The organism is Burkholderia pulmonis, from assembly GCF_984667975.1.
Genome location: NZ_OZ480187.1, coordinates 1,179,547 through 1,198,396 on the forward strand (window position 1 = coordinate 1,179,547; position 18,850 = coordinate 1,198,396).

The window sequence follows — 18,850 nt, forward strand, 5'->3', positions numbered from 1 at the left end:
CTTGTGACATGACTCCTTTCGATACGAGCCTCGTACCCGACGGCAACATCCTGATCGGCGGCGAATGGCGGCGCGGCCGTGGCGCGCCTTACGCGAGCATCTATCCGGCCGACCAGTCGCTGAACATGGAAGTGTCGACGGCGAACGCTGAAGATGCGGCCGAAGCCGTCGTGGCGGCCGACGCGGCATGGCGCCGCGCCGACTGGGCCGGGCTGAAGCCGCACCAGCGTGCGCTGGTGCTGTACCGCATCGCCGACCTGATCATGCAGCGCCACGAAGCGCTTGCGAACCTGCAGCGCCGCGACAACGGCAAGCCGATCGCCGAGACGCGCGTGCTGGTCGCGAGCGCCGCGAACACGTTCCGTTATTTCGCGGCCTGCCTCGAAACGCTCGACGAGGAGCTGACGCCGTCGCGCGGCGATTACCTGACGATGAGCGTGTACGAACCGATCGGCGTGATCGCGGCGATCACGCCGTGGAATTCGCCGATCGCGTCCGATGCGCAGAAGCTCGCGCCGGCGCTCGCCGGCGGCAATGCGGTCGTGCTCAAGCCGGCCGAAGTCACGCCGCTCGTGTCGCTCGCGCTGGCACGCATCTGCGAGGAAGCCGGCGTGCCGAAGGGCGTGCTGAGCGTGCTGCCGGGCAAGGGCTCGGTGATCGGCGACGTGCTCGTCCGTCATCCGCTGGTGAAGAAGGTGTCGTTCACCGGCGGCACCGAAGTGGGCCGTGGCATCGCCCGCATCGCGGCCGAGAAGCTGATGCCCGTGTCGCTCGAACTCGGCGGCAAGTCGCCCACGATCGTCTGCGACGACGCCGATCTCGATCACGCGGTCAACGGCGTGCTGTACGGCATCTTCAGCTCGTCGGGCGAAGCGTGCATCGCGGGCTCGCGGCTGTTCGTGCAGCGCGCGGTGTACGACGAATTCATGAAGCGGCTGGTGGCCGGCGCACGCAAGCTGCGCGTGGGTGACCCGACGCGGCCCGACACGCAGATGGGGCCGCTGATCACCGCGAAGCATCGCGAATCGGTCGAGCGCTACGTGGCGCTCGGCCTCGAGGAAGGCGGCCGCCTGCTGTGCGGCGGCGAGCGACCGTCGGGCGACGGGCGCGAGAACGGCTTCTTCTATCAGCCGACGATCCTCGAAGGCTTGCCGAACAGCGCACGGATCTGCCAGGAAGAGATTTTCGGGCCGGTGCTCGTCGCGATGCCGTTCGACGACGAAGCGTCGCTGATCGCGCAGGCGAACGACAGCGTGTTCGGCCTGGCCGCCGGCATCTGGACGCGCGACTACAAGCGCGCATGGCGCATCGCGCGTGCGCTCGAGACGGGCACCGTCTGGATCAACACGTACAAGCTGTTCTCGATCTCCACGCCGTTCTCGGGCTGGAAGGAGAGCGGGATGGGGCGCGAGAAGGGGCGTCTCGGCATTCGCGAGTACATGCAGCAGAAGAGCCTCTACTGGGGTTTGAACGACGCACCGCTGCCGTGGGCGAACTGAGCGAAGGGGAATGACGCAATGAGCATTTTGGGAATCGAACAGATCACGTACGGTGTCGACGATCTCGCAACCTGCCGGCGCTTTTTCGCCGACTGGGGGCTGAAGGAAGTCGCGCACGACGATACGCGCGCACGTTTCGAAACGATGAACGGCTGCACCGTGATGGTCGTCAAGGCCGACGATCCTTCGCTGCCGCCGGCGTTCGAAGCAGGCCCGACGCTGCGTGAAGTCACGTGGGGCGTCGCGACGCAGCAGGAAGTCGATGCGCTGCGCACGAAGCTCGCCGGCCAGCCCGGCTATTACGCACAGGACGATGCGGTCGGCTGCATCGACCCGAACGGGATGGCGATCCGGATCGAAGTCACGCGCAAGCGCGAACTCGACATCACCGGTTCGCCGTCGAACGTGTGGGGCCAGACGGTGCGCGTCGACCAGCCGAGCCCGATCTATCCGCGTGCGGAGCCGGTCGAGGTCGGGCATGTCGTGTTCTTCACGAACTGCCTCGACGCGCAGGAAAAGTTCTATCACGAGTTGCTCGGCTTCGAGACGTCGGACCGCTACCCGGGCCGCGGCGCGTTCATGCGCTGCGCGCCGCACGGCGGCCACCACGACCTGTTCCTGCTCGCGCTGCCGAATGGCAAGCGCGGCCTGAACCACGTCGCGTTCACCGTGCGCGACATCCACGAGGTGTTCGGCGGCGGCATGCACATCGACCGCTGCGGCTGGGAGACGCAACTCGGCCCGGGCCGTCACCCGGTGTCGTCCGCGTACTTCTGGTACTTCCAGAATCCGGCCGGCGCGCTGATCGAGTACTACGCCGATGAAGACGTGCTGACGCCCGACTGGCAGCCGCGCGAATTCGAGCCGGGCCCGACCGTGTTCGCCGAGTGGGCGGTCGACGGCGGCCTCGACGGCAACACGCGCCGGCAGAAGAACGCGAAGGCGCCGGAAGGCAAGTTCATGACGGAGCGCAAATCATGAGCGAAGGGAACACGCAAGAGCAGCCCGCGCCGGGCACGGTCGTCGTGATCGGCGGCGGCCAGGCCGCCGGCTGGGTGCTGAAGACGCTGCGCGCGGAAGGCTTCACGGGCCGTCTCGTGATGATCGCCGACGAGCCGCACCTGCCGTACGAACGCCCGCCGTTGTCGAAGGCCGTACTGGCCGGCGACGCCGACATCGAAACCGTGCGCGTCGTGCGGCCCGACGAATTCGACGCGCTGAACGTCGAAGCGTGGCAGCCGGAACGCGCGGCCACGATCGACCGCGCGCGCCGCGTGGTGACGACCGCGAGCGGACGCGAGATCGAATACGACCGGCTCGTGATCGCGACCGGCGGTACGTCGCGCCGCCTGCCCGATGCGCTCGTCAAGACGCCGAACCTGCATTACCTGCGCACGCTCGACGAAGCGGCCGCGCTCGGCGAGAAGTTGCGTGCGAGCCGGCGCGTACTCGTGATCGGCGGCGGCTGGATCGGCCTCGAAGTCGCGGCGACCGCGCGCAAGCTCGGCGTCGACGCAGTCGTGGTCGAAGGTGCGCCGCGCCTGTGCGGCCGCTCGGTGCCGCAGATCGTGTCGGATTTCCTGCTCGACCTGCATCGTTCGAACGGTGTCGACGTGCGGATCGGCGCGGCGCTCGCGTCGCTCGATGCGCAGCCGGACGACGCATCGAAGGTGCGGGCCACGCTGGCCGACGGCACCACGATCGACGCCGATTTCGCGGTGGCCGGCATCGGCCTCGCGCTGAACGCGTCGCTCGCAAGCGACGCGGGGCTGGCGGTCGACGACGGCATCGTTGTCGACGAATACGGCGCGACGAGCGATCCGGCGATCTTCGCGTGCGGCGACGTCGCGAACCATCACAACGGCTGGCTGAAGCGGCGCGTGCGGCTCGAATCGTGGGCCAACGCGCAGAACCAGGCGATCGCGGCCGCGAAAGCCGTGCTCGGCGTGCGCGCCCCGTACGCGGAGATTCCGTGGTTCTGGTCCGATCAGTACGACGTGAACCTGCAGATCCTCGGCGATCTGCCGGCCGATGCGCAGCTCGTCGTGCGCGGCGATCTCGCCGCGCGCCGCGCGACGCTGTTTTTTGTGGGCGACGGGCATGTGAGAGGTGTCATCGCCGTGAACAACGCACGCGAGCTGAAGCTCGCGCGCAAGTGGATGAACCAGGGCCGGGCAGTGGATACGGAAGCCCTGGCAGACACGACCAAAGCGCTTGCCTGACAGCCAATACGGCAAAAAGATCCAGGAGACACCCCGCATGAGCACTTTCGACAACGTCGTGGCCGGTCGCGCCACGATGGAAGCTGCCGCCTCCACGCCCGGCGCGATCATCGCGCGGCTCGAGCGGCTTCCGGCCAACTCGATGCAGATCCGCGCGCGTGTGCTGATCGGCACCGCGACGTTCTTCGACGGCTTCGACGTGATCACGATCGCGGCGACGCTGCCGTTGCTGATCCACAAATGGGGGCTGTCGCCGACGCAGATCGGCATGCTGATCGCGTCCGGCGCGATCGGCCAGCTGATCGGCGCATTCCTGTTTCCCGCGCTGGCGGAAAAGCACGGCCGCGTGAAGGCGATCGCGTGGAGCTCGGCCGTGATCGGCATCACGAGCATCGCGTGCGGCTTCGCGCCGACCTTCGAGATCTTCGTGCTGCTGCGGATCCTGCAGGGGCTGGGGCTCGGCGGCGAGCTGCCGGTTGCCGCGACGTACATCAACGAGATCACGCGCGCGCATGGCCGCGGCCGGTTCGTGCTGCTGTACGAGATCGTGTTCCCGATCGGCCTGCTCGTGTCGATGGCGCTCGGCGCGTGGCTCGTGCCGCGGTTCGGCTGGGAGATCATGTACTTCGTCGGCGGGCTGCCGCTGATCCTTTCGCTCGTGCTCACGCATCTCGTGCCGGAATCGCCGCGCTGGCTCGCGTCGCGCGGGCGGCTCCCGGAAGCCGGGCGCGCGGTCGGCGTGTTCGAAGCGTCGGTGCGCGGCGAACTGCCGCCCGTCACGCAGGTGGCTGCGTTCGACGAGATGGTGCGCCAGCATCCGAAGCGCAGGATGAGCGACCTGTTCAGCGCCGCGTATCGCAAGCGCACGCTCGCGGTGGCGACGTTGTGGGCGACCTGCGGGTTCATCCAGTACGGGTTGTCGACGTGGCTGCCGACGATCTACAAGAACTTCTATCACGCGCCGCTGCAGCTCGCGCTGAACCTCGCGGTGATCGGCTCGGTGATGGGCGTGTTCGGGTCGCTGGCGTCCGCGCTGCTCGTCGACAAGCTCGGCCGCAAGCCGGTGATCGTGTGGTCGTTCGTGCTGTGCGCGCTGTCGCTGGCGTTCGCGGGTGTCTATCACGCGTCGTCGGTGTACGTCGTCGCGCTCTTCTGCTCGCTGTCGCTCGGGTTGATGGCGTCGGGGTTCATCACCGCGTACGTCTATACGCCGGAGCAGTATCCGACGAGCATCCGCGCGTCGGGCTGCGGGCTCGGCAGCGCGTGGCTGAAGATCGCGTCGTTCGTCGCGCCGATGGTGGTGCCGCACGCGATCATCGGCGGGAACCTCGCACCAGCGTTCTACCTGATCGGCATCGTGCCGCTGATCGCGGCGGTGACCGTGCACTTCGTCGGGATCGAGACGAAGGGGAAGGTGCTGGAGGCGCTGGAGGCGTAAGCGCATGCCGCAGCGGCGGATGAAGTGAACGGAGAGGCCCGGGTGAGGTTCCCGGGCCTTTTTGTTTTGGGCGATCCGGTCGTTTCGTGCGGCCGCAGCGAACGTTCGCAATTGTTGACGTCCGGCTTGCGTGTTCTAATTCACGGTCCCGATTTTCGTCAGACCATTGCCATGCCCCTGTTCGAACCCGTCACGCTGCATACGCCTCGTCTCGTCCTGCGGCCGCTTCGCGAAGCCGATGCGCAGGCTTTCTTCGAAATCTGGTCGGATGAGGAAGCGATGCGCTACTTCTCGTTCTCGCCGATGACGCAGATCGAACAGGCCGTGGAGCGCGTCGCGCGCAACCTGACGACGTCGGCGAGCGGGCAGGATCTGATCTGCGTGCTCGAACTGCGGGAAACCGGCGAAGCGCTCGGCGAATGCGTGCTGTTTCACGCGAACGAGCAATGCCGGCGCGCGGAGATCGGCTTCAGCTTGCGGCGCCAGTTCTGGCGCGGCGGATACATGCGCGAAGCGGCGGCGGCCGTGATCGATCATGCGTTCGGCCCGTTGCGGCTGAACCGGCTCGAAGCCGACATCGATCCGCGCAACGTCGCGTCGGCAGGGCTGCTCGAGCGGCTGGGCTTCGCCAGGGAAGGGCTGCTGCGCGAACGCTGGATCGTCGGCGACGAAGTGTCGGACAGCGCGCTGTACGGGCTGCTGGCAAGCGATCGCCGCTGACGCTGCGCCGAAGCCCGATTACTTCGCGGCGGGAACGATCGCGAATGCGTCCACTTCAACCAGCACATCCGTGCGGAACAACGAAGCCCCGCCCACGAGCGCGCTCGCGGGCGGGCACGCGGTATTGACCCAGCGGTCGCGTACCTCGCGAATCTGCGGCAACAGGCTCGAATCGAAATCGCGGACGTAGATCGTCAACCGCGCGACGGACTCGAAGCCGACGCCCGCAGCCTGAAGCGTATCGGCGATGTTCCTGAACACCTGATCGAACTGCGTCGCATGATCGGCGCCGACGACGGCGCCTTCGGCATCGAACGGGACATGCCCGGACAGATACAGCGGCTGACCGCCTTCGACAAGTATCGCCTGCGAAATGCCGGGAATCGTGGGGCCGGCGGAATACAGGCGGGCGGATCGGCTGGCGTGACGTTGCGGTTGCGGCTTCGTGACGGGCAACCGAAGGTCATTGTCGGTCGCACATTGCGCCACTGCTCGCTTGTCGTGGATTGTTGTAGTCTGGGCAAATCGATAGTGTGGCGCGCAAGCCTGCCGCCGAGCTGACAATGAACCTACGATGTGTCGCGTAGGCAATCGGTGAACTCGAACGGTTGGCACGTAGCCGATCATTGGATCCTGCCGATTTCATCGGTCGACCGATCCGCCAGAAAATCAGGAGTTTGTCGTGTTTCACCGGAAATCCAAGTTGGGCCGTTCGAATTTCGCGTGCGTCGTTGCCCTGACGATGATGCTGGCACCCGTCGCGGCGCTTGCAGCGGCGGACGCTATCGACGGCACGACGCCCGTCGCGTCCGCTGTCGATCAGGACGCTTCGCCCGCCCGACCGATTGTCGGCGACGACCCGGTTGCCATTCGGGATGCGCTGACGAAGCTGCACGTCGGCACCCTCCCGCCTGCGTCCCTGAGCGACCGGGTTCGCGGCCTGGTCTCCGACGCGACTGACCGTCATGGCCCGAATCCCGACCTGGCGGCCGTCGGTCTGGATCGTGACGTCACGTTCGTGGTGCCGGTGCGGTACGGGCTGAGGTATCAATCGAAGCGGCGGCTGTTGACGCTGGACGTCGACCTGTTCGACGCAACGCGCGACGACCGGACGAGCATCCTGCTCAGAAAGGTCACGACGGGGCCGCGAGGGCGAGGGCTCGTGATTGCGCCCGAAGCGAAGGCGAAAGGGTACATCCAGCACATCGACATCATCGAACTCGAGTCGGGTAAAGGCAAAAAGACCACGGTGCGGAGCAGCATGCGGATTTCGCACGCCGTGTATGCGCAAGCGAATGGCGACTTCGCACTCGTTTTTTCGGGGCGGCTGGTTCGGCCTTACCTGACCGAACAAACCGAGCATGTCGAGCCGAGCATCGACGAGCCGACGGACATGACGACCAAGGTCTCTACGTTGCACATGGATCTGGATAACATCGCGCTGGTGAGTCCGTCGAGCGGGGTCGTATTGTCGAAGAAGCTGCGGTTGTCGAAGTAGGGGTTTCGGGGCAAGGCGATGATTTTGGCCAGCTTCCGGCGGGCATGCATGTTCAGTGCTTCGACGCAGATTCTCTGCACGATTGCGTGCTGCCGACAGGCTCGCCGGCCGCGAGCCGATCGGTCTCGTGGAATTGGTCAACGAAACAGATCGAACATTGTCTGCCGCGACAACGGGGCAATGTGAGCCTGTCGAACCTGCAAGTGCTCAACGCGATCCTCCATGTTGCCGAGCACGGATGTAAATGGCGCGGCCTGTCGCCACGTTTCGGTCGCTGGCACACGATCTACACGCGCATGAACCGTTGGTCTCGCAACGGCGTACTGGACCGAGTGTTCACGGAGTTGCAGCGCGTGCAGATTGTTCGCGTCCGGATTGAAGCGGTATCGCTGGACAGCTCGATCTCGGTTTCATCCCGGTCGTTCCTCCGTTGAGTATGCGCGTCGAGCCTTGAGAGTACGACCGGGAAATGTACAAGCGTTGCAACAAAGTTGAGCGACTGTTCCGCCGATTGAAGGGCTTCCGCCGCATCTTCTCGCGCTTCGACAAACTCGATTTGATGTTCATTGCCTTTATCAACTTTGCCCTGATTGTCGACGCCCTTCGCTAGTGTGAACACGCCCTGGACCAATCGCCTGCGCATGCCTGGCCGATACGCCGCGCCCGGTGCGAAAGAATGCCGCACGGCCGGGAGGTGCCGGTGAACTAGAGTCGAACGGTAGCGGATGAAACGACACCGGGAAGACGACACATCATGGCCAAGAAATTTCCGCTGCATCCCGTGCATCCGGAGCGGATCTGCTGGGGATGCGACAACTACTGCCCGACGCACGCGATGCGGTGCGGAAACGGCTCCAGCCGAACGCAGCACCCGGGCGAACTGCTCGGCGACGACTGGTACCGCTACGGCGACTGGGGCATCGAATGCGCGGATGCCGACAACGACAGCAAGCACGGACACCCGACCGAAGCCGGCGGGCAGTCGTAGCGACAAGTTGCCTCACCCTCGTGCGGCCCGTTTCTTGATCTGCATCACGGTCACGAAAAGCGCGCCGAAACATCATGAAAAAGATGCATGAAATACGCATCTTGAAGCGGGCGAGACGCCCGGCGGCCAGGAGCCTGCGTTCCGCCGCCGTCGCGCCGACCCGCGCCCCCATGATCGAGAAAGGAGAGCACCGTGTTTTGCTATCAATGCGAACAGACCGACCGGACCGGCGCGCGGCCCGGCTGCGCATCGGCGAAAGGCAACTGCGGCAAGGATGCAACGACGGCGGACCTGCAGGACCTGCTGGTCCATGCGGTGAAGGGCATCGCGCAATACGGCGCGGTCGCGCGCAGGGCGGGCCAGCCCGACCGCGACGCGGACCGGTTCGTGCTGTACGCGATGTTCACGACGCTGACCAACGTGAATTTCCACGCGGCGCGCTTCGTCTCGCTGCTGCGCGAAGCGGCGCAGACGCGCGATCGCGTGAAGGCCGCATGCGAGGCGCACGCGCGAGCGGCGGGAGCGATCGTGCCTGCGCCGCAGGGGCCTGCGACGTGGCAGCCGGCGGCCGACCTGACCGGCCTGCTGGAACAGGCAGCCGCCGTCGGCGTGGACAAGGGGCTCGACAACGTCGGCGCGGACATCGTCGGGCTGCGCGCGCTGGTGCTGTACGGGTTGAAGGGTGTGTGCGCGTATGCACATCACGCACGGGTGCTCGGCTACGAGCGCGACGACATCTACGAAGGTGTCGAAGCGGCGCTCGCGTTCCTTGCCGGCGAACCTGACGACGTGAACGCGCTGCTCGCGCAGGCGCTCGAACTCGGCCGGCTGAACCTGACGGTGATGGAACTGCTCGACGGCGCGAACACCGGCCGCTTCGGCGCGCAGCAACCGACGGCCGTGCGGGTGTCGCCGGTCGCGGGCAAGGCGATCCTCGTATCGGGCCACGATCTCGGCGATCTGCATGCGCTGCTCGAACAGACGGCCGGCACGGGCATCCACGTGTACACGCACGGCGAAATGCTGCCGGCCCACGCTTATCCGGCGCTGAAGGCCTTTCCGCATCTCGTCGGCAACTACGGCGGCGCGTGGCAGGACCAGCAGAGCGACTTCGCGCATTTCCCCGGCCCGATCCTGATGACGTCCAACTGCATCATCGAGCCGATGCCGCAATACCGGCAGCGGATCTTCACGACGGGGCCGGTCGGCTGGCCGGGCGTGCGTCATCTCGAGCATCACGATTTCTCGACGCTGATCCGTGCTGCGCAGGCGCTGCCCGGTTTCCCGGCCACGGCGCCGGAGGAGACGATCACGGTCGGGTTCGGCCGGCATGCGGTGCTCGGCGTTGCCGACCAGGTCATCGACGCGGTCAAGGCCGGGCAGATCCGTCATTTCTTCCTGATCGGCGGCTGCGACGGCGCGGCGCCGGGCCGCAACTACTACACCGAGTTCGCGGAGCAGGCGCCCGACGATACGGTCGTGATGACGCTCGGCTGCAACAAGTACCGGTTCAACCGGCATGCGTTCGGCGAGATCGGCGGCATTCCGCGCCTGCTCGACGTCGGGCAGTGCAACGACAGCTATTCGGCGATCCGGATCGCCACGGCGCTCGCCGACGCGTTCGAGTGCGGCGTGAACGACCTGCCGCTGTCGCTCGTGATCTCGTGGTTCGAGCAGAAGGCTGCGGCCGTGCTGCTGACGCTGCTGGCACTCGGCCTGCGCAACATCCGTCTCGGGCCGACGCTGCCTGCGTTCGTCACGCCGGGCGTGCTCGCGGTGCTGGTCGAACAGTTCGGCATCCAGCCGATCGGCGACGCCGGGGCCGACCTGGCCGCGGCGCTGGCGCGCCACGCTGCGTGAGCGGGATCGGTCGATGACTTACCGGATCGAGATCACGACACGCGACGGCGAGCGGTTCGGCTTCGGGTGCGACGCCGGACAGGATCTGCTGTCGGCGGCGTCCGAGGCCGACATCACGTTGCCGTCGCAATGCCGGCGCGGCAGTTGCGGCGCCTGTCAGGCGACCGTCGTCGACGGCGCGTACGAGATGCCGCCCGACAGCACCGGCGTGCTGCCGGCCGGGCAGCGTGGCTCGGTGCTGCTGTGCCGGACCACGCCGCGCGGCGATCTGCGTATTGCCGCGCCGTACGACCGGGCCAAGGTGCTGCTGCACCCGGTGCCCGTGCGTACCGCGCGGATTGCGGCGCTCGAGACGATCGCGGCCGACACGATGCGCGTCGAGTTGCAGGTCGAGCCCGACGATGCCTCGGGATCGGCCGTGGAGTTCGAGCCCGGCCAGTTCGCGGAGCTGGAGGTGCCGGGCAGCGGCTTGCGCCGCCCGTATTCGCTCGCGAACACGAGCAACTGGGACGGCCGCGTCGAATTCCTGATCCGGCTGCGGCCGGACGGCTGGTTTTCGACCTACCTGCGCGAGCGCGCACGGCTGGGCGATCCACTGACCGTGCGCGTGCCGATGGGTGGCTTTGGGCTGTTCGCGGACAGCCTGCGGCCACGCTGGTTCGTCGCGGGCGGCACGGGGCTTGCACCGATCCTGTCGATGCTGCGCCGCATGGCCGAGTATCAGGAGAGGGTCGACGCCCGGTTGTTCTTTGGCGTCAATCAGGAAAACGAACTGTTCATGCTCGACGAGCTCGCACGGTTGCAGTCCGAGCTGCCGCAATTGTGCGTCGATCTGTGCGTATGGCGGCCGGATGCGGAATGGGCCGGGTATCGCGGTACGCCGGTCGACGCGCTGCGCACGGCGCTCGCGCAGGCCGGGGCGCCGCCGGATATTTACGTGTGCGGGCCGCCGCCGCTCGTGCAGGGTGTGCGGGAAGTGGCCGTGGCGGCCGGTGTGCCGGATGCGCAGTTCGCGAGCGAGCGGTTTGCCGTGTGAAGTGGGCGTACGGCTTTCCGGAGGAGGGGTGACTTGCCGGATTCACGGGTAGAACGTACGCTTTGTCGACACCACGTTCACCAGCGGGTTCTCGATCATGCAAGCTCATCCCCTGCGTCTTTCCCCCGGCGACGATCTGCGCGGCGCCATCGAGGCGGCCGTGCGTCAGCATGATGCGCACGCGGCCTTCGTGATCCAGGGCATCGGCAGCCTGAGCGTCGCGCAGTTGCGCTTCGCCGGCGTCGACCAGCCGACCGGGCTGCGCGGCGACCTCGAAATCCTGACGCTGGCCGGCTCGGTGTCGCCGGACGGCGCGCACCTGCACATGTCCGTCTCGGACGCGGACGGCCGCGTCACGGGCGGCCACGTGGCGAGCGGCTGCGTGGTGCGTACGACCGCCGAGATCCTGCTCGCGCTGCTGCCCGCGCATCGTTTCTCGCGCGAACCCGACGCCGGCACCGGCTTCAACGAGCTGGTGATCCGGCGCGAGCCGGGCGGCGATGCCGCGTGAGTGTCGCGAAGCGGCGATAGAATCGCCGGTCGTCGAAGATCTTCCCGTCAACTCTCATTCCGCAAGGACGTCGTCCATGGATGAATCCGAAATCGAACAGAAAGTGTGGGACATCGTCCGGGCCTGGCTCGAGGGCGCAACGCCCGGGCAGTGGCACCGGTTCGCCGCGCGCTCCAATTACGACGGCAACGGGCGCGCGTTGCGCTGGCTGGTCGACAACCGCGGCATCGATCGCGCGACCGCGTTGCTGATCTACTGGAATCTCGGCGCCGCGTGGTTCGTGCAGTATGCGAACGAGAGCGATCTGGGCGACGCGTCGTATCAACTGGATACGTTCCGGTTGCTGCGCGAAGTCGAGCAACGTTACGCGGACAGCTATTACACCGGTCACGGGATCTGGTTCGATCCGCATGACTTCGACGGCGCGGGCCCGAACGATTATCCGGACGTGCCGGTCGCGCGGCCGGTGCCGGCGCTGATGCTGCAGCCGACCGACGGCCGCGACTATGTCGATCTCGACGAGGAAGGGTACGACGAGGGCTTGCCTTTCGACGTGGCCGAGCAGATCTTCGCGCTGTACGACTGAGCACGGCGCAAGATAAAAAAATGGCGCCGCGGCCATTCGGCCTGCGGCGCCATTGCGCGGTGCTGCGACGTCGACCACCCGCCGCAGTCCGACTGCGTGCTTACATCTGCACGGTGTCGGCCACTTCCTTGAAGTCTTCGATCTGGTCGAAGTTCATGTACTTGTAGATCTGGTCGCCGTTCGCGCTGAGCACGCCCATGTCGGCCATGTACTCTTCCTTGGTCGGGATCTTGCCCAGACGCGAGCAGATGGCCGCCAGTTCCGCCGAGCCGAGATACACGTTCGTGTTCTTGCCGAGACGGTTCGGGAAGTTGCGGGTCGACGTCGACATGACCGTCGCGCCTTCGCGCACCTGAGCCTGGTTACCCATGCACAGCGAGCAGCCCGGCATTTCGGTACGCGCACCGGCCGTGCCGAACACGCCGTAGTGGCCTTCTTCCGTCAGCTGCTTCTGGTCCATCTTGGTCGGCGGCGCGACCCACAGCTTGACCGGGATGTCGCGCTTGCCTTCCAGCAGCTTCGACGCGGCACGGAAGTGACCGATGTTGGTCATGCACGAACCGATGAACACTTCGTCGATCTTGGCGCCGGCCACGTCGGACAGCGTCTTCACGTCGTCCGGGTCGTTCGGGCAGGCGACGATCGGCTCGTGGATGTCGGCGAGGTCGATCTCGATGACGGCCGCGTAGTCGGCGTCGGCATCCGGCGACAGCAGTTGCGGGTCGGCCAGCCACTGTTCCATCGCCGCGATACGGCGCTGCAGGCTGCGCGGATCCTGGTAGCCCTGCGCGATCATCCACTTGAGCAGCGTGATGTTGCTGTTCAGGTATTCGATGATCGGTTCCTTGTTCAGGTGCACCGAGCAACCGGCGGCCGAACGCTCGGCGGACGCATCCGACAGCTCGAACGCTTGCTCGACCTTCAGGTCGGGCAGGCCTTCGATTTCGAGAATGCGGCCCGAGAAGATGTTCTTCTTGCCCTGCTTGGCAACCGTCAGCATGCCTTGCTTGATCGCGTACAGCGGAATCGCGTTGACGAGGTCACGCAGCGTGACGCCCGGCTGCATCTTGCCCTTGAAGCGGACCAGCACCGATTCCGGCATGTCCAGCGGCATCGTGCCGGTGGCGGCCGCGAACGCGACCAGGCCCGAACCTGCCGGGAAGCTGATGCCGATCGGGAAGCGCGTGTGCGAATCGCCGCCGGTGCCGACGGTGTCGGGCAGCAGCATGCGGTTCAGCCACGAGTGGATCACGCCGTCGCCCGGGCGCAGCGCGATGCCGCCGCGCGTGCTGATGAAGTTCGGCAGCGTCTGGTGCGTCTTCACGTCGACCGGCTTCGGATACGCGGCGGTGTGGCAGAACGACTGCATCACGAGGTCGGCCGAAAAGCCGAGGCATGCGAGATCCTTCAGTTCGTCGCGGGTCATCGGGCCCGTGGTGTCCTGCGAGCCGACCGAGGTCATCTTCGGTTCGCAGTACGTGCCCGGGCGCACGCCCTGGCCTTCCGGCAGACCGCACGCGCGGCCGACCATCTTCTGCGCGAGCGAGAAACCCTTGCCGCTGTCGGCCGGCTGATGCGGCAGGCGGAACAGCGTCGACGGCGCGAGGCCGAGCGCTTCACGCGCCTTCGCGGTCAGGCCGCGGCCGATGATCAGCGGAATGCGGCCGCCGGCGCGCACTTCGTCGAACAGCACGTCGGACTTGACCTGGAATTCGGCGATCACGTTGCCGTCCTTCAGCGCCTTGCCTTCGTACGGGCGCAGTTCGACCACGTCGCCCATTTCCATCTGCGACACGTCGAGTTCGATCGGCAGTGCGCCGGCATCTTCCATCGTGTTGTAGAAGATCGGGGCGATCTTGCTGCCGAGGCACACGCCGCCGAAACGCTTGTTCGGGACGAACGGGATGTCTTCGCCGGTGAACCACAGCACCGAGTTGGTGGCCGACTTGCGCGAGGAGCCGGTGCCGACCACGTCGCCCACGTAGGCGACCAGGTGACCCTTTTCCTTCAGCGATTCGATGAACTTGACCGGGCCGCGCTTGCCGTCTTCTTCCGGCGTGATGCCCGGGCGTGCGTTCTTCAGCATCGCGAGCGCGTGCATCGGGATGTCCGGGCGGGTGGTGGCGTCCGGCGCCGGCGACAGGTCGTCGGTGTTGGTTTCGCCTGTCACCTTGAACACGGTGATGGTCAGGCTTTGCGGCACTTCCGGACGGCTCGTGAACCATTCGGCATCGGCCCAGCTCTGCAGCACCGCCTTCGCGTGCGCGTTGCCCTTGTCGGCGAGTTCCTTCACGTCATGGAACTGGTCGAACATCAGCAGGGTTTTCTTCAGTGCGTCGGCCGCGACGGCCGCGACCGCGTCGTCGGACAGCAGCTCGATCAGCGGCTGGATGTTGTAGCCGCCCAGCATCGTGCCGAGCAGTTCGGTGGCGCGTGCGCGCGAGATCAGCGAGCAGGCGGTCTCACCCTTGGCCACGGCGGCCAGGAAGCCGGCCTTCACGCGGGCGGCTTCGTCGACGCCGGCAGGCACGCGGTGGGTAATCAGGTCGACGAGCGTCTGCTCTTCGCCGGCCGGCGGGTTCGTCAGCAATTCGACCAGTTCGGCGGTCTGCTGAGCCGTCAGCGGCAGGGGAGGAATACCGAGCGCGGCGCGGGCGGCCACGTGAGCACGAAAGTTTTCAAGCATGGGGAGACCTGCTGATATTGCGTTTGAGGGGAAGGCCTTGCCGGCACTCCGGGGCTATTCCAGGCACTGCTTTGAGCGGGATTCTAATCTCAATGGTGTGGAACGTCAAATGTCTTATGTCTTATATAAGAGTTGATGCACGAGAGACCGGGAATCGTGGCGGCGGCGCGGAGCCGGCCTTGTCCGGCGTGGCCCGTGGGGCGTCTGGCGGGGGCCGGATCCGTTTGCGGGTGCCGCACATATCTGCACAAGCACGCAGGAAACGGTACACACGCGGCGCACTCGCACGTCTACGCTTCCTGTCGTATGGCTTTCCGCCAGATTTCAAAAGCGCGGAGCGAAAACGGGTGCGTGCCCGTCGATGCGTCCCGGGCGGTAGCGATTCCTCTTACTCCGGCGATCAGGAACATGCGATCCAGAGATTCGATTGTGCTGATGATGGCGCTCGCCGCGTCGTCGCTCGTTCATGCGGCGACGACCGGCGATGACGCGCGTGGCGCGGCCAGCCGACCCGTTGCGCTGGTCTATCGCGGCCCTGCGGCGTGCGACGGTTGCCCCGAGACCATCGCCAGGCGCCTGCAGGAGTCGGACTACCGGTTCCGGGTGATCTACGTCGGGCCGGCGGAACGGCTCAAGATCACGCCCGCGGCGCTGGCCGGCGCCGCGTTGTACGTGCAGCCCGGCGGCGGGCAGGACGTCCCCGGCGCGGCCGCCAGCATCGGGCGACGGTCGATCGCCGCCGTGCGGCAGTACGTGGCGAACGGCGGGCGCTACCTCGGGCTCTGCATGGGCGCCTACCTGGCGGGCGAGCAGGGCTTCCGGCTGGTCGACGGCGACATCGACTCCGAGGTCGATCGGCCGGGCTCGACGCTTCACGGCATCGCCGACACGGTGACGCCGGTCGTATGGCGCGGGAAAAAGCGCTGGATCTACTATCAGGACGGCGCGGTGCTCCCGGCCGTGCGGGCCGGCTCCGGCGGCGTCGTGCTGGCGACCTATCCGAACCGCGACATCGCGGCCGCGACGTATCGCTACGGCAAAGGGCGCGTCGGGCTCGCCGGCCCGCATCCCGAAGCCGACGAAAGCTGGTATCGCGAGAACCGCCTCAAGAATCCGGACGGTGTTCTGCCGGACATGGCCTACGACCTGATCGACGCGACGATGAAGCCATAGCGGCGCGGCCGCGGCTTATTTCCGTTTGGCCCGGTACGCGTCGAGATTTTTCCGGGCCTGCGCACGGATCGCGCGCTGCATGAGCGGCGTCCAGCCGAGCAGCAGGCCTTTCAGCCCGAGCGCCTGGCGCGCCCAGCGCCACAGGTCGAAACTGTCGCGATGCTCGACGATGCGCCCGTCGCGAAACCGGAACCGTGCGTCGATCCGGTTCACCACCATGTGGCCCGTTGCGGTGAACCGGTAGTGCGCGATCCACTCCGCGCGTCCTGCCTGTTCGTCCGCGGCGACTTCGCCGAACGTCAGTGAAAATTCCTGCGCCCGCGCGACCAGCATCCGCCACATGTCGCCCGCTTGCTCGCCGCGCAGTTCGCCGAACGCGGGATCGCTGAAGACGATGTCGTCGGCATAGCACGCGAGCATCGCGTCGATGTCGCGCTGCTGGAAGGCCGTGTAAAAACGCTGGATCAGCTCGGTGTTCGGATGACTCATCTTTTGATTGGATGTCGTTGTCGATGAAGCGGAGTCGCGACGCGGCGGCCGGGCGCCGGGCAAGCCACTGTAGCGGAAATCGCCTGCGCCGTGTCGCCGGCCGGCGCGGTTGCGTGCACGGGTTGCTTCCGGCTGTTCCGCCCGCCGGGCAATTGATGGACAATCCCGCGCTGGAGGCCGGCAGGGCCTCGATCCGCGAGCGCGCCATGACCGTCGAGACCCCTTTCATGAAATTCCGCGTTGAAGCCCCGTTGCGACGCACGTTGCTGCTCGTGCTGCTTGCTCATGCATTCCCGGGTTTCGCGGCCGGGCTCGACTGTGCGCAGGCAGGCAGCCCGACGGAAAAGGCCGTCTGCGCGTCGAACGACCTGCATCTGGACGACGGCAGGCTGTCGGCGTTCTACCGGAAACTGACGGACGCGCTGCCGCAGGATCAACGCGCTGCGCTGCGTACCGCCCAGCTCGGCTGGCTGAAAACGCGCGATCAATGCGGGGCCGATCCTGGCTGCATCGAAGCGCGCTATCTGTCGCGGATCGGCGACCTGCAATCGCAACTGGCCAAGGTGCTTGCCTATCGGCCCGACGCCGAAGACCGCGCGGCGCTCGCCGACCTGCGTACGCTCGTCGATCAGGCGCGCCAAACGGATGCAGGCTCGCCGGTCGAGCGGGTGATCGAGCGGCTGCGCATCCGGAAAGCGGTCACGCATTTCTCGAGCGAATCCGGCGACGGGCAGGGGCCGGTGTTCCCGACGGCGCGCCCCGACGGCGTGACGGCCGACGAGTGGAAAGCGTTGCAGGCGTCGCATATCGAGACCGACGACACCGCGATGAGCGTGTCGTACACGCTCATCGACCTCGACGGCGACGGGCAGCGCGATCTCGCCATCCGCACGTCGCAGAACGGAACCGGCTTGTGGTCGTCGGTCGACGTCTGGCGCCGCAAGGGCGGGCGGTTCGAGATTCCCGACGGCTCGAACGAGGCGATCGACCGCGCTCTGTACACGATGAACGGCCGCGGCGCGAACCAGGCCGCCGAGTGGATCCGGTTGCGCGGGCGCGTCTACGCGCTGTATCGCGACAGCCGCTATGGAGAAGACACGTTTTACCTGCTGCGCCCGTTTACGGTCGTGGGCGACGTGCCGATCCTGACGGTGCACTATCGTTACCGGCTGTCGGTGCCGATCGAGCAGCCCGACGACCGCAAGGGCGGTGCGGCCGTGCTCGACGGCCCGTTGCATGCGGCGCTGGAACGGGCGCTTCACGACGTGAGCGACACGAGCGCGCGCGAGGCGGGCGCCGACCGGCCGCTGTGCCCGATTCCGCCTTCGGTGCAGGGCGATGCCCGCGACGCGTATTCGAATTACGGCCCCGGCCACTATTCGTACGAGATTGTCGGTGACATGCCGGTGCAGGTCGGCGGCACGTGCTACATCGGCCGCCTGATCGACTGGTTCGGCCAGTACGGCAAGGACGGGCTGATGGCGCAACTGTCGATGCGGCAGCCCGGCGCACTCACGGATCGCGAACAGACGTTCAGCGTCACCGGCGTCCGGACCGTGACGTCCGTCGGAACGTCGATCGGGAAAGTGACCGCGAACAGCGCGGACTGACGCGTACGCCGGTGATCCCGGCGCCGTCGGCGTACCGCCGGACGGGCGTCAGCGGGCGGCCATCGCGACGTCCTGGCTGCTGCGTCCCGTGACCAGGCAACCCGACATGAAGGCCTCGCTCTGGCTGCCGGCGGCGGCTTCGCCGAAGCCTCGGCCGAGCGCATCGGCCTTGACCTGCGCGGCGCCTTGCTCGCACGCGAGCGGGCTGGCATCGCGGCCCTGCGCATGCAGGATCGCGCGATCGCCGATGAGATAGGCCAGCAGCGCAAAAACAGCGATATGTACGGCTCGTCTCATGGTTCGTCTCCTCGTGATCCAAGCGTAACGCGGACACGATTGACGAAGCACTTGGGGCTTCCCCCGGTAAACGTCTGTTGAAAACGGTGAACGGGCGGGGTAATCCGGTCCTGTTTTCCGGGATTTTGCGTGAAAACGGACGGTGACGGATCCCGTCCGGCGCGCGATTCGCGCGAGTTTGACGAATGTCAGGGTCCGGTCTGGCGGCGACGGTTGCGCGCCCGTTCAAAGCGATAG

Annotated in this window: 17 protein-coding genes and 1 pseudogene; 14 read left to right on the plus strand and 4 right to left on the minus strand. The window is 66.6% G+C overall.

All coding sequences use genetic code 11. From position 1 onward, the window contains the following. Nucleotides 1–8 precede the first annotated feature (8 nt). The 5 genes from AC5LXK_RS22060 (at nucleotide 9) to AC5LXK_RS22080 (ending at nucleotide 5,879) form a co-directional block, all read left to right on the plus strand. Nucleotides 9–1,499, plus strand: coding sequence for an aldehyde dehydrogenase (locus AC5LXK_RS22060; RefSeq protein WP_493393605.1), 1,491 nt, complete (start codon nucleotides 9–11; stop codon nucleotides 1,497–1,499). An 18-nt stretch (nucleotides 1,500–1,517) separates the two neighbouring features. Continuing rightward, nucleotides 1,518–2,480: a VOC family protein gene (locus AC5LXK_RS22065; RefSeq protein WP_493393606.1), complete on the plus strand. Its 963-nt coding sequence runs from the start codon at nucleotides 1,518–1,520 to the stop codon at nucleotides 2,478–2,480. Then, entirely contained in the window at nucleotides 2,477–3,721 is a 1,245-nt protein-coding gene (locus AC5LXK_RS22070) for an NAD(P)/FAD-dependent oxidoreductase (protein ID WP_493393607.1), read from the plus strand. Before AC5LXK_RS22065 ends, AC5LXK_RS22070 begins: the two co-directional genes overlap by 4 nt. Before the next feature lie 37 nt (nucleotides 3,722–3,758). Then, complete coding sequence (locus AC5LXK_RS22075; protein WP_493393608.1) at nucleotides 3,759–5,159, plus strand: MFS transporter; 1,401 nt, start codon at nucleotides 3,759–3,761, stop codon at nucleotides 5,157–5,159. 171 nt (nucleotides 5,160–5,330) lie between these two features. Next, nucleotides 5,331–5,879 (plus strand): GNAT family N-acetyltransferase, encoded by a 549-nt coding sequence (locus AC5LXK_RS22080; RefSeq protein ID WP_493393609.1) that lies wholly within the window; start codon nucleotides 5,331–5,333, stop codon nucleotides 5,877–5,879. 18 nt (nucleotides 5,880–5,897) lie between these two features. On the opposite strand, the gene AC5LXK_RS22085 is transcribed toward AC5LXK_RS22080, so the two are convergent. Further along, nucleotides 5,898–6,506 (minus strand): RidA family protein, encoded by a 609-nt coding sequence (locus AC5LXK_RS22085; protein ID WP_493393610.1) that lies wholly within the window; start codon nucleotides 6,504–6,506, stop codon nucleotides 5,898–5,900. Nucleotides 6,507–6,561: 55 nt separating this feature from the next. Here AC5LXK_RS22085 and AC5LXK_RS22090 point away from each other — a divergent pair, with 55 nt between their 5' ends. From AC5LXK_RS22090 to AC5LXK_RS22120, 7 genes and pseudogenes are all read left to right on the plus strand, one after another. Next, nucleotides 6,562–7,377, plus strand: a complete 816-nt coding sequence (locus AC5LXK_RS22090; protein ID WP_493393611.1) for a hypothetical protein — start codon at nucleotides 6,562–6,564, stop codon at nucleotides 7,375–7,377. An 89-nt stretch (nucleotides 7,378–7,466) separates the two neighbouring features. Continuing rightward, a pseudogene (locus AC5LXK_RS22095) lies at nucleotides 7,467–7,987 on the plus strand (transposase). A gap of 144 nt (nucleotides 7,988–8,131) precedes the next feature. Beyond that, on the plus strand, nucleotides 8,132–8,365 hold the full coding sequence (locus AC5LXK_RS22100) for a DUF3079 domain-containing protein (RefSeq protein ID WP_493393612.1): 234 nt from the start codon (nucleotides 8,132–8,134) through the stop codon (nucleotides 8,363–8,365). 192 nt (nucleotides 8,366–8,557) lie between these two features. Then, nucleotides 8,558–10,225, plus strand: a complete 1,668-nt coding sequence (hcp, locus tag AC5LXK_RS22105) for a hydroxylamine reductase (protein WP_493393613.1) — start codon at nucleotides 8,558–8,560, stop codon at nucleotides 10,223–10,225. Between the two features lie 13 nt (nucleotides 10,226–10,238). After that, nucleotides 10,239–11,261: a 2Fe-2S iron-sulfur cluster-binding protein gene (locus AC5LXK_RS22110; protein ID WP_493393614.1), complete on the plus strand. Its 1,023-nt coding sequence runs from the start codon at nucleotides 10,239–10,241 to the stop codon at nucleotides 11,259–11,261. A gap of 97 nt (nucleotides 11,262–11,358) precedes the next feature. Then, a complete protein-coding gene (locus tag AC5LXK_RS22115; RefSeq protein WP_493393615.1) occupies nucleotides 11,359–11,772 on the plus strand; it encodes a PPC domain-containing DNA-binding protein in 414 nt (137 codons plus the stop codon). A gap of 76 nt (nucleotides 11,773–11,848) precedes the next feature. Next, the gene (locus AC5LXK_RS22120) at nucleotides 11,849–12,358 is read left to right on the plus strand and encodes a DUF4274 domain-containing protein (protein ID WP_493393616.1); all 510 of its coding nucleotides are present in this window, start codon (nucleotides 11,849–11,851) and stop codon (nucleotides 12,356–12,358) included. Between the two features lie 100 nt (nucleotides 12,359–12,458). On the opposite strand, the gene acnB is transcribed toward AC5LXK_RS22120, so the two are convergent. After that, nucleotides 12,459–15,044: a bifunctional aconitate hydratase 2/2-methylisocitrate dehydratase gene (acnB, locus tag AC5LXK_RS22125; RefSeq protein ID WP_493386669.1), complete on the minus strand. Its 2,586-nt coding sequence runs from the start codon at nucleotides 15,042–15,044 to the stop codon at nucleotides 12,459–12,461. Between the two features lie 435 nt (nucleotides 15,045–15,479). Here acnB and AC5LXK_RS22130 point away from each other — a divergent pair, with 435 nt between their 5' ends. After that, nucleotides 15,480–16,217 (plus strand): BPL-N domain-containing protein, encoded by a 738-nt coding sequence (locus AC5LXK_RS22130; protein ID WP_493393617.1) that lies wholly within the window; start codon nucleotides 15,480–15,482, stop codon nucleotides 16,215–16,217. Nucleotides 16,218–16,232: 15 nt separating this feature from the next. Here the strand turns inward: AC5LXK_RS22130 and AC5LXK_RS22135 are convergent, their stop codons facing one another. Further along, the gene (locus AC5LXK_RS22135; protein ID WP_493393618.1) at nucleotides 16,233–16,706 is read right to left on the minus strand and encodes a nuclear transport factor 2 family protein; all 474 of its coding nucleotides are present in this window, start codon (nucleotides 16,704–16,706) and stop codon (nucleotides 16,233–16,235) included. 23 nt (nucleotides 16,707–16,729) lie between these two features. Between AC5LXK_RS22135 and AC5LXK_RS22140 the strand changes: the two genes are divergently transcribed. Beyond that, nucleotides 16,730–18,316 (plus strand): lysozyme inhibitor LprI family protein, encoded by a 1,587-nt coding sequence (locus AC5LXK_RS22140; RefSeq protein WP_493393619.1) that lies wholly within the window; start codon nucleotides 16,730–16,732, stop codon nucleotides 18,314–18,316. A 48-nt stretch (nucleotides 18,317–18,364) separates the two neighbouring features. Here the strand turns inward: AC5LXK_RS22140 and AC5LXK_RS22145 are convergent, their stop codons facing one another. Further along, nucleotides 18,365–18,613, minus strand: a complete 249-nt coding sequence (locus tag AC5LXK_RS22145; RefSeq protein WP_059584900.1) for a hypothetical protein — start codon at nucleotides 18,611–18,613, stop codon at nucleotides 18,365–18,367. Nucleotides 18,614–18,850: the final 237 nt, after the last annotated feature.

Coding starts and splice junctions, on each gene's coding strand:
- AC5LXK_RS22060 (WP_493393605.1), top strand. CDS start 9: ATGACTCCTTTCGATACGAGCCTCGTACCCGACGGCAACATCCTGATC.
- AC5LXK_RS22065 (WP_493393606.1), top strand. CDS start 1,518: ATGAGCATTTTGGGAATCGAACAGATCACGTACGGTGTCGACGATCTC.
- AC5LXK_RS22070 (WP_493393607.1), top strand. CDS start 2,477: ATGAGCGAAGGGAACACGCAAGAGCAGCCCGCGCCGGGCACGGTCGTC.
- AC5LXK_RS22075 (WP_493393608.1), top strand. CDS start 3,759: ATGAGCACTTTCGACAACGTCGTGGCCGGTCGCGCCACGATGGAAGCT.
- AC5LXK_RS22080 (WP_493393609.1), top strand. CDS start 5,331: ATGCCCCTGTTCGAACCCGTCACGCTGCATACGCCTCGTCTCGTCCTG.
- AC5LXK_RS22085 (WP_493393610.1), bottom strand. CDS start 6,506: ATGATCGGCTACGTGCCAACCGTTCGAGTTCACCGATTGCCTACGCGA.
- AC5LXK_RS22100 (WP_493393612.1), top strand. CDS start 8,132: ATGGCCAAGAAATTTCCGCTGCATCCCGTGCATCCGGAGCGGATCTGC.
- AC5LXK_RS22110 (WP_493393614.1), top strand. CDS start 10,239: ATGACTTACCGGATCGAGATCACGACACGCGACGGCGAGCGGTTCGGC.
- AC5LXK_RS22115 (WP_493393615.1), top strand. CDS start 11,359: ATGCAAGCTCATCCCCTGCGTCTTTCCCCCGGCGACGATCTGCGCGGC.
- AC5LXK_RS22120 (WP_493393616.1), top strand. CDS start 11,849: ATGGATGAATCCGAAATCGAACAGAAAGTGTGGGACATCGTCCGGGCC.
- acnB (WP_493386669.1), bottom strand. CDS start 15,044: ATGCTTGAAAACTTTCGTGCTCACGTGGCCGCCCGCGCCGCGCTCGGT.
- AC5LXK_RS22130 (WP_493393617.1), top strand. CDS start 15,480: ATGATGGCGCTCGCCGCGTCGTCGCTCGTTCATGCGGCGACGACCGGC.
- AC5LXK_RS22135 (WP_493393618.1), bottom strand. CDS start 16,706: ATGAGTCATCCGAACACCGAGCTGATCCAGCGTTTTTACACGGCCTTC.
- AC5LXK_RS22140 (WP_493393619.1), top strand. CDS start 16,730: ATGAAGCGGAGTCGCGACGCGGCGGCCGGGCGCCGGGCAAGCCACTGT.
- AC5LXK_RS22145 (WP_059584900.1), bottom strand. CDS start 18,613: ATGAGACGAGCCGTACATATCGCTGTTTTTGCGCTGCTGGCCTATCTC.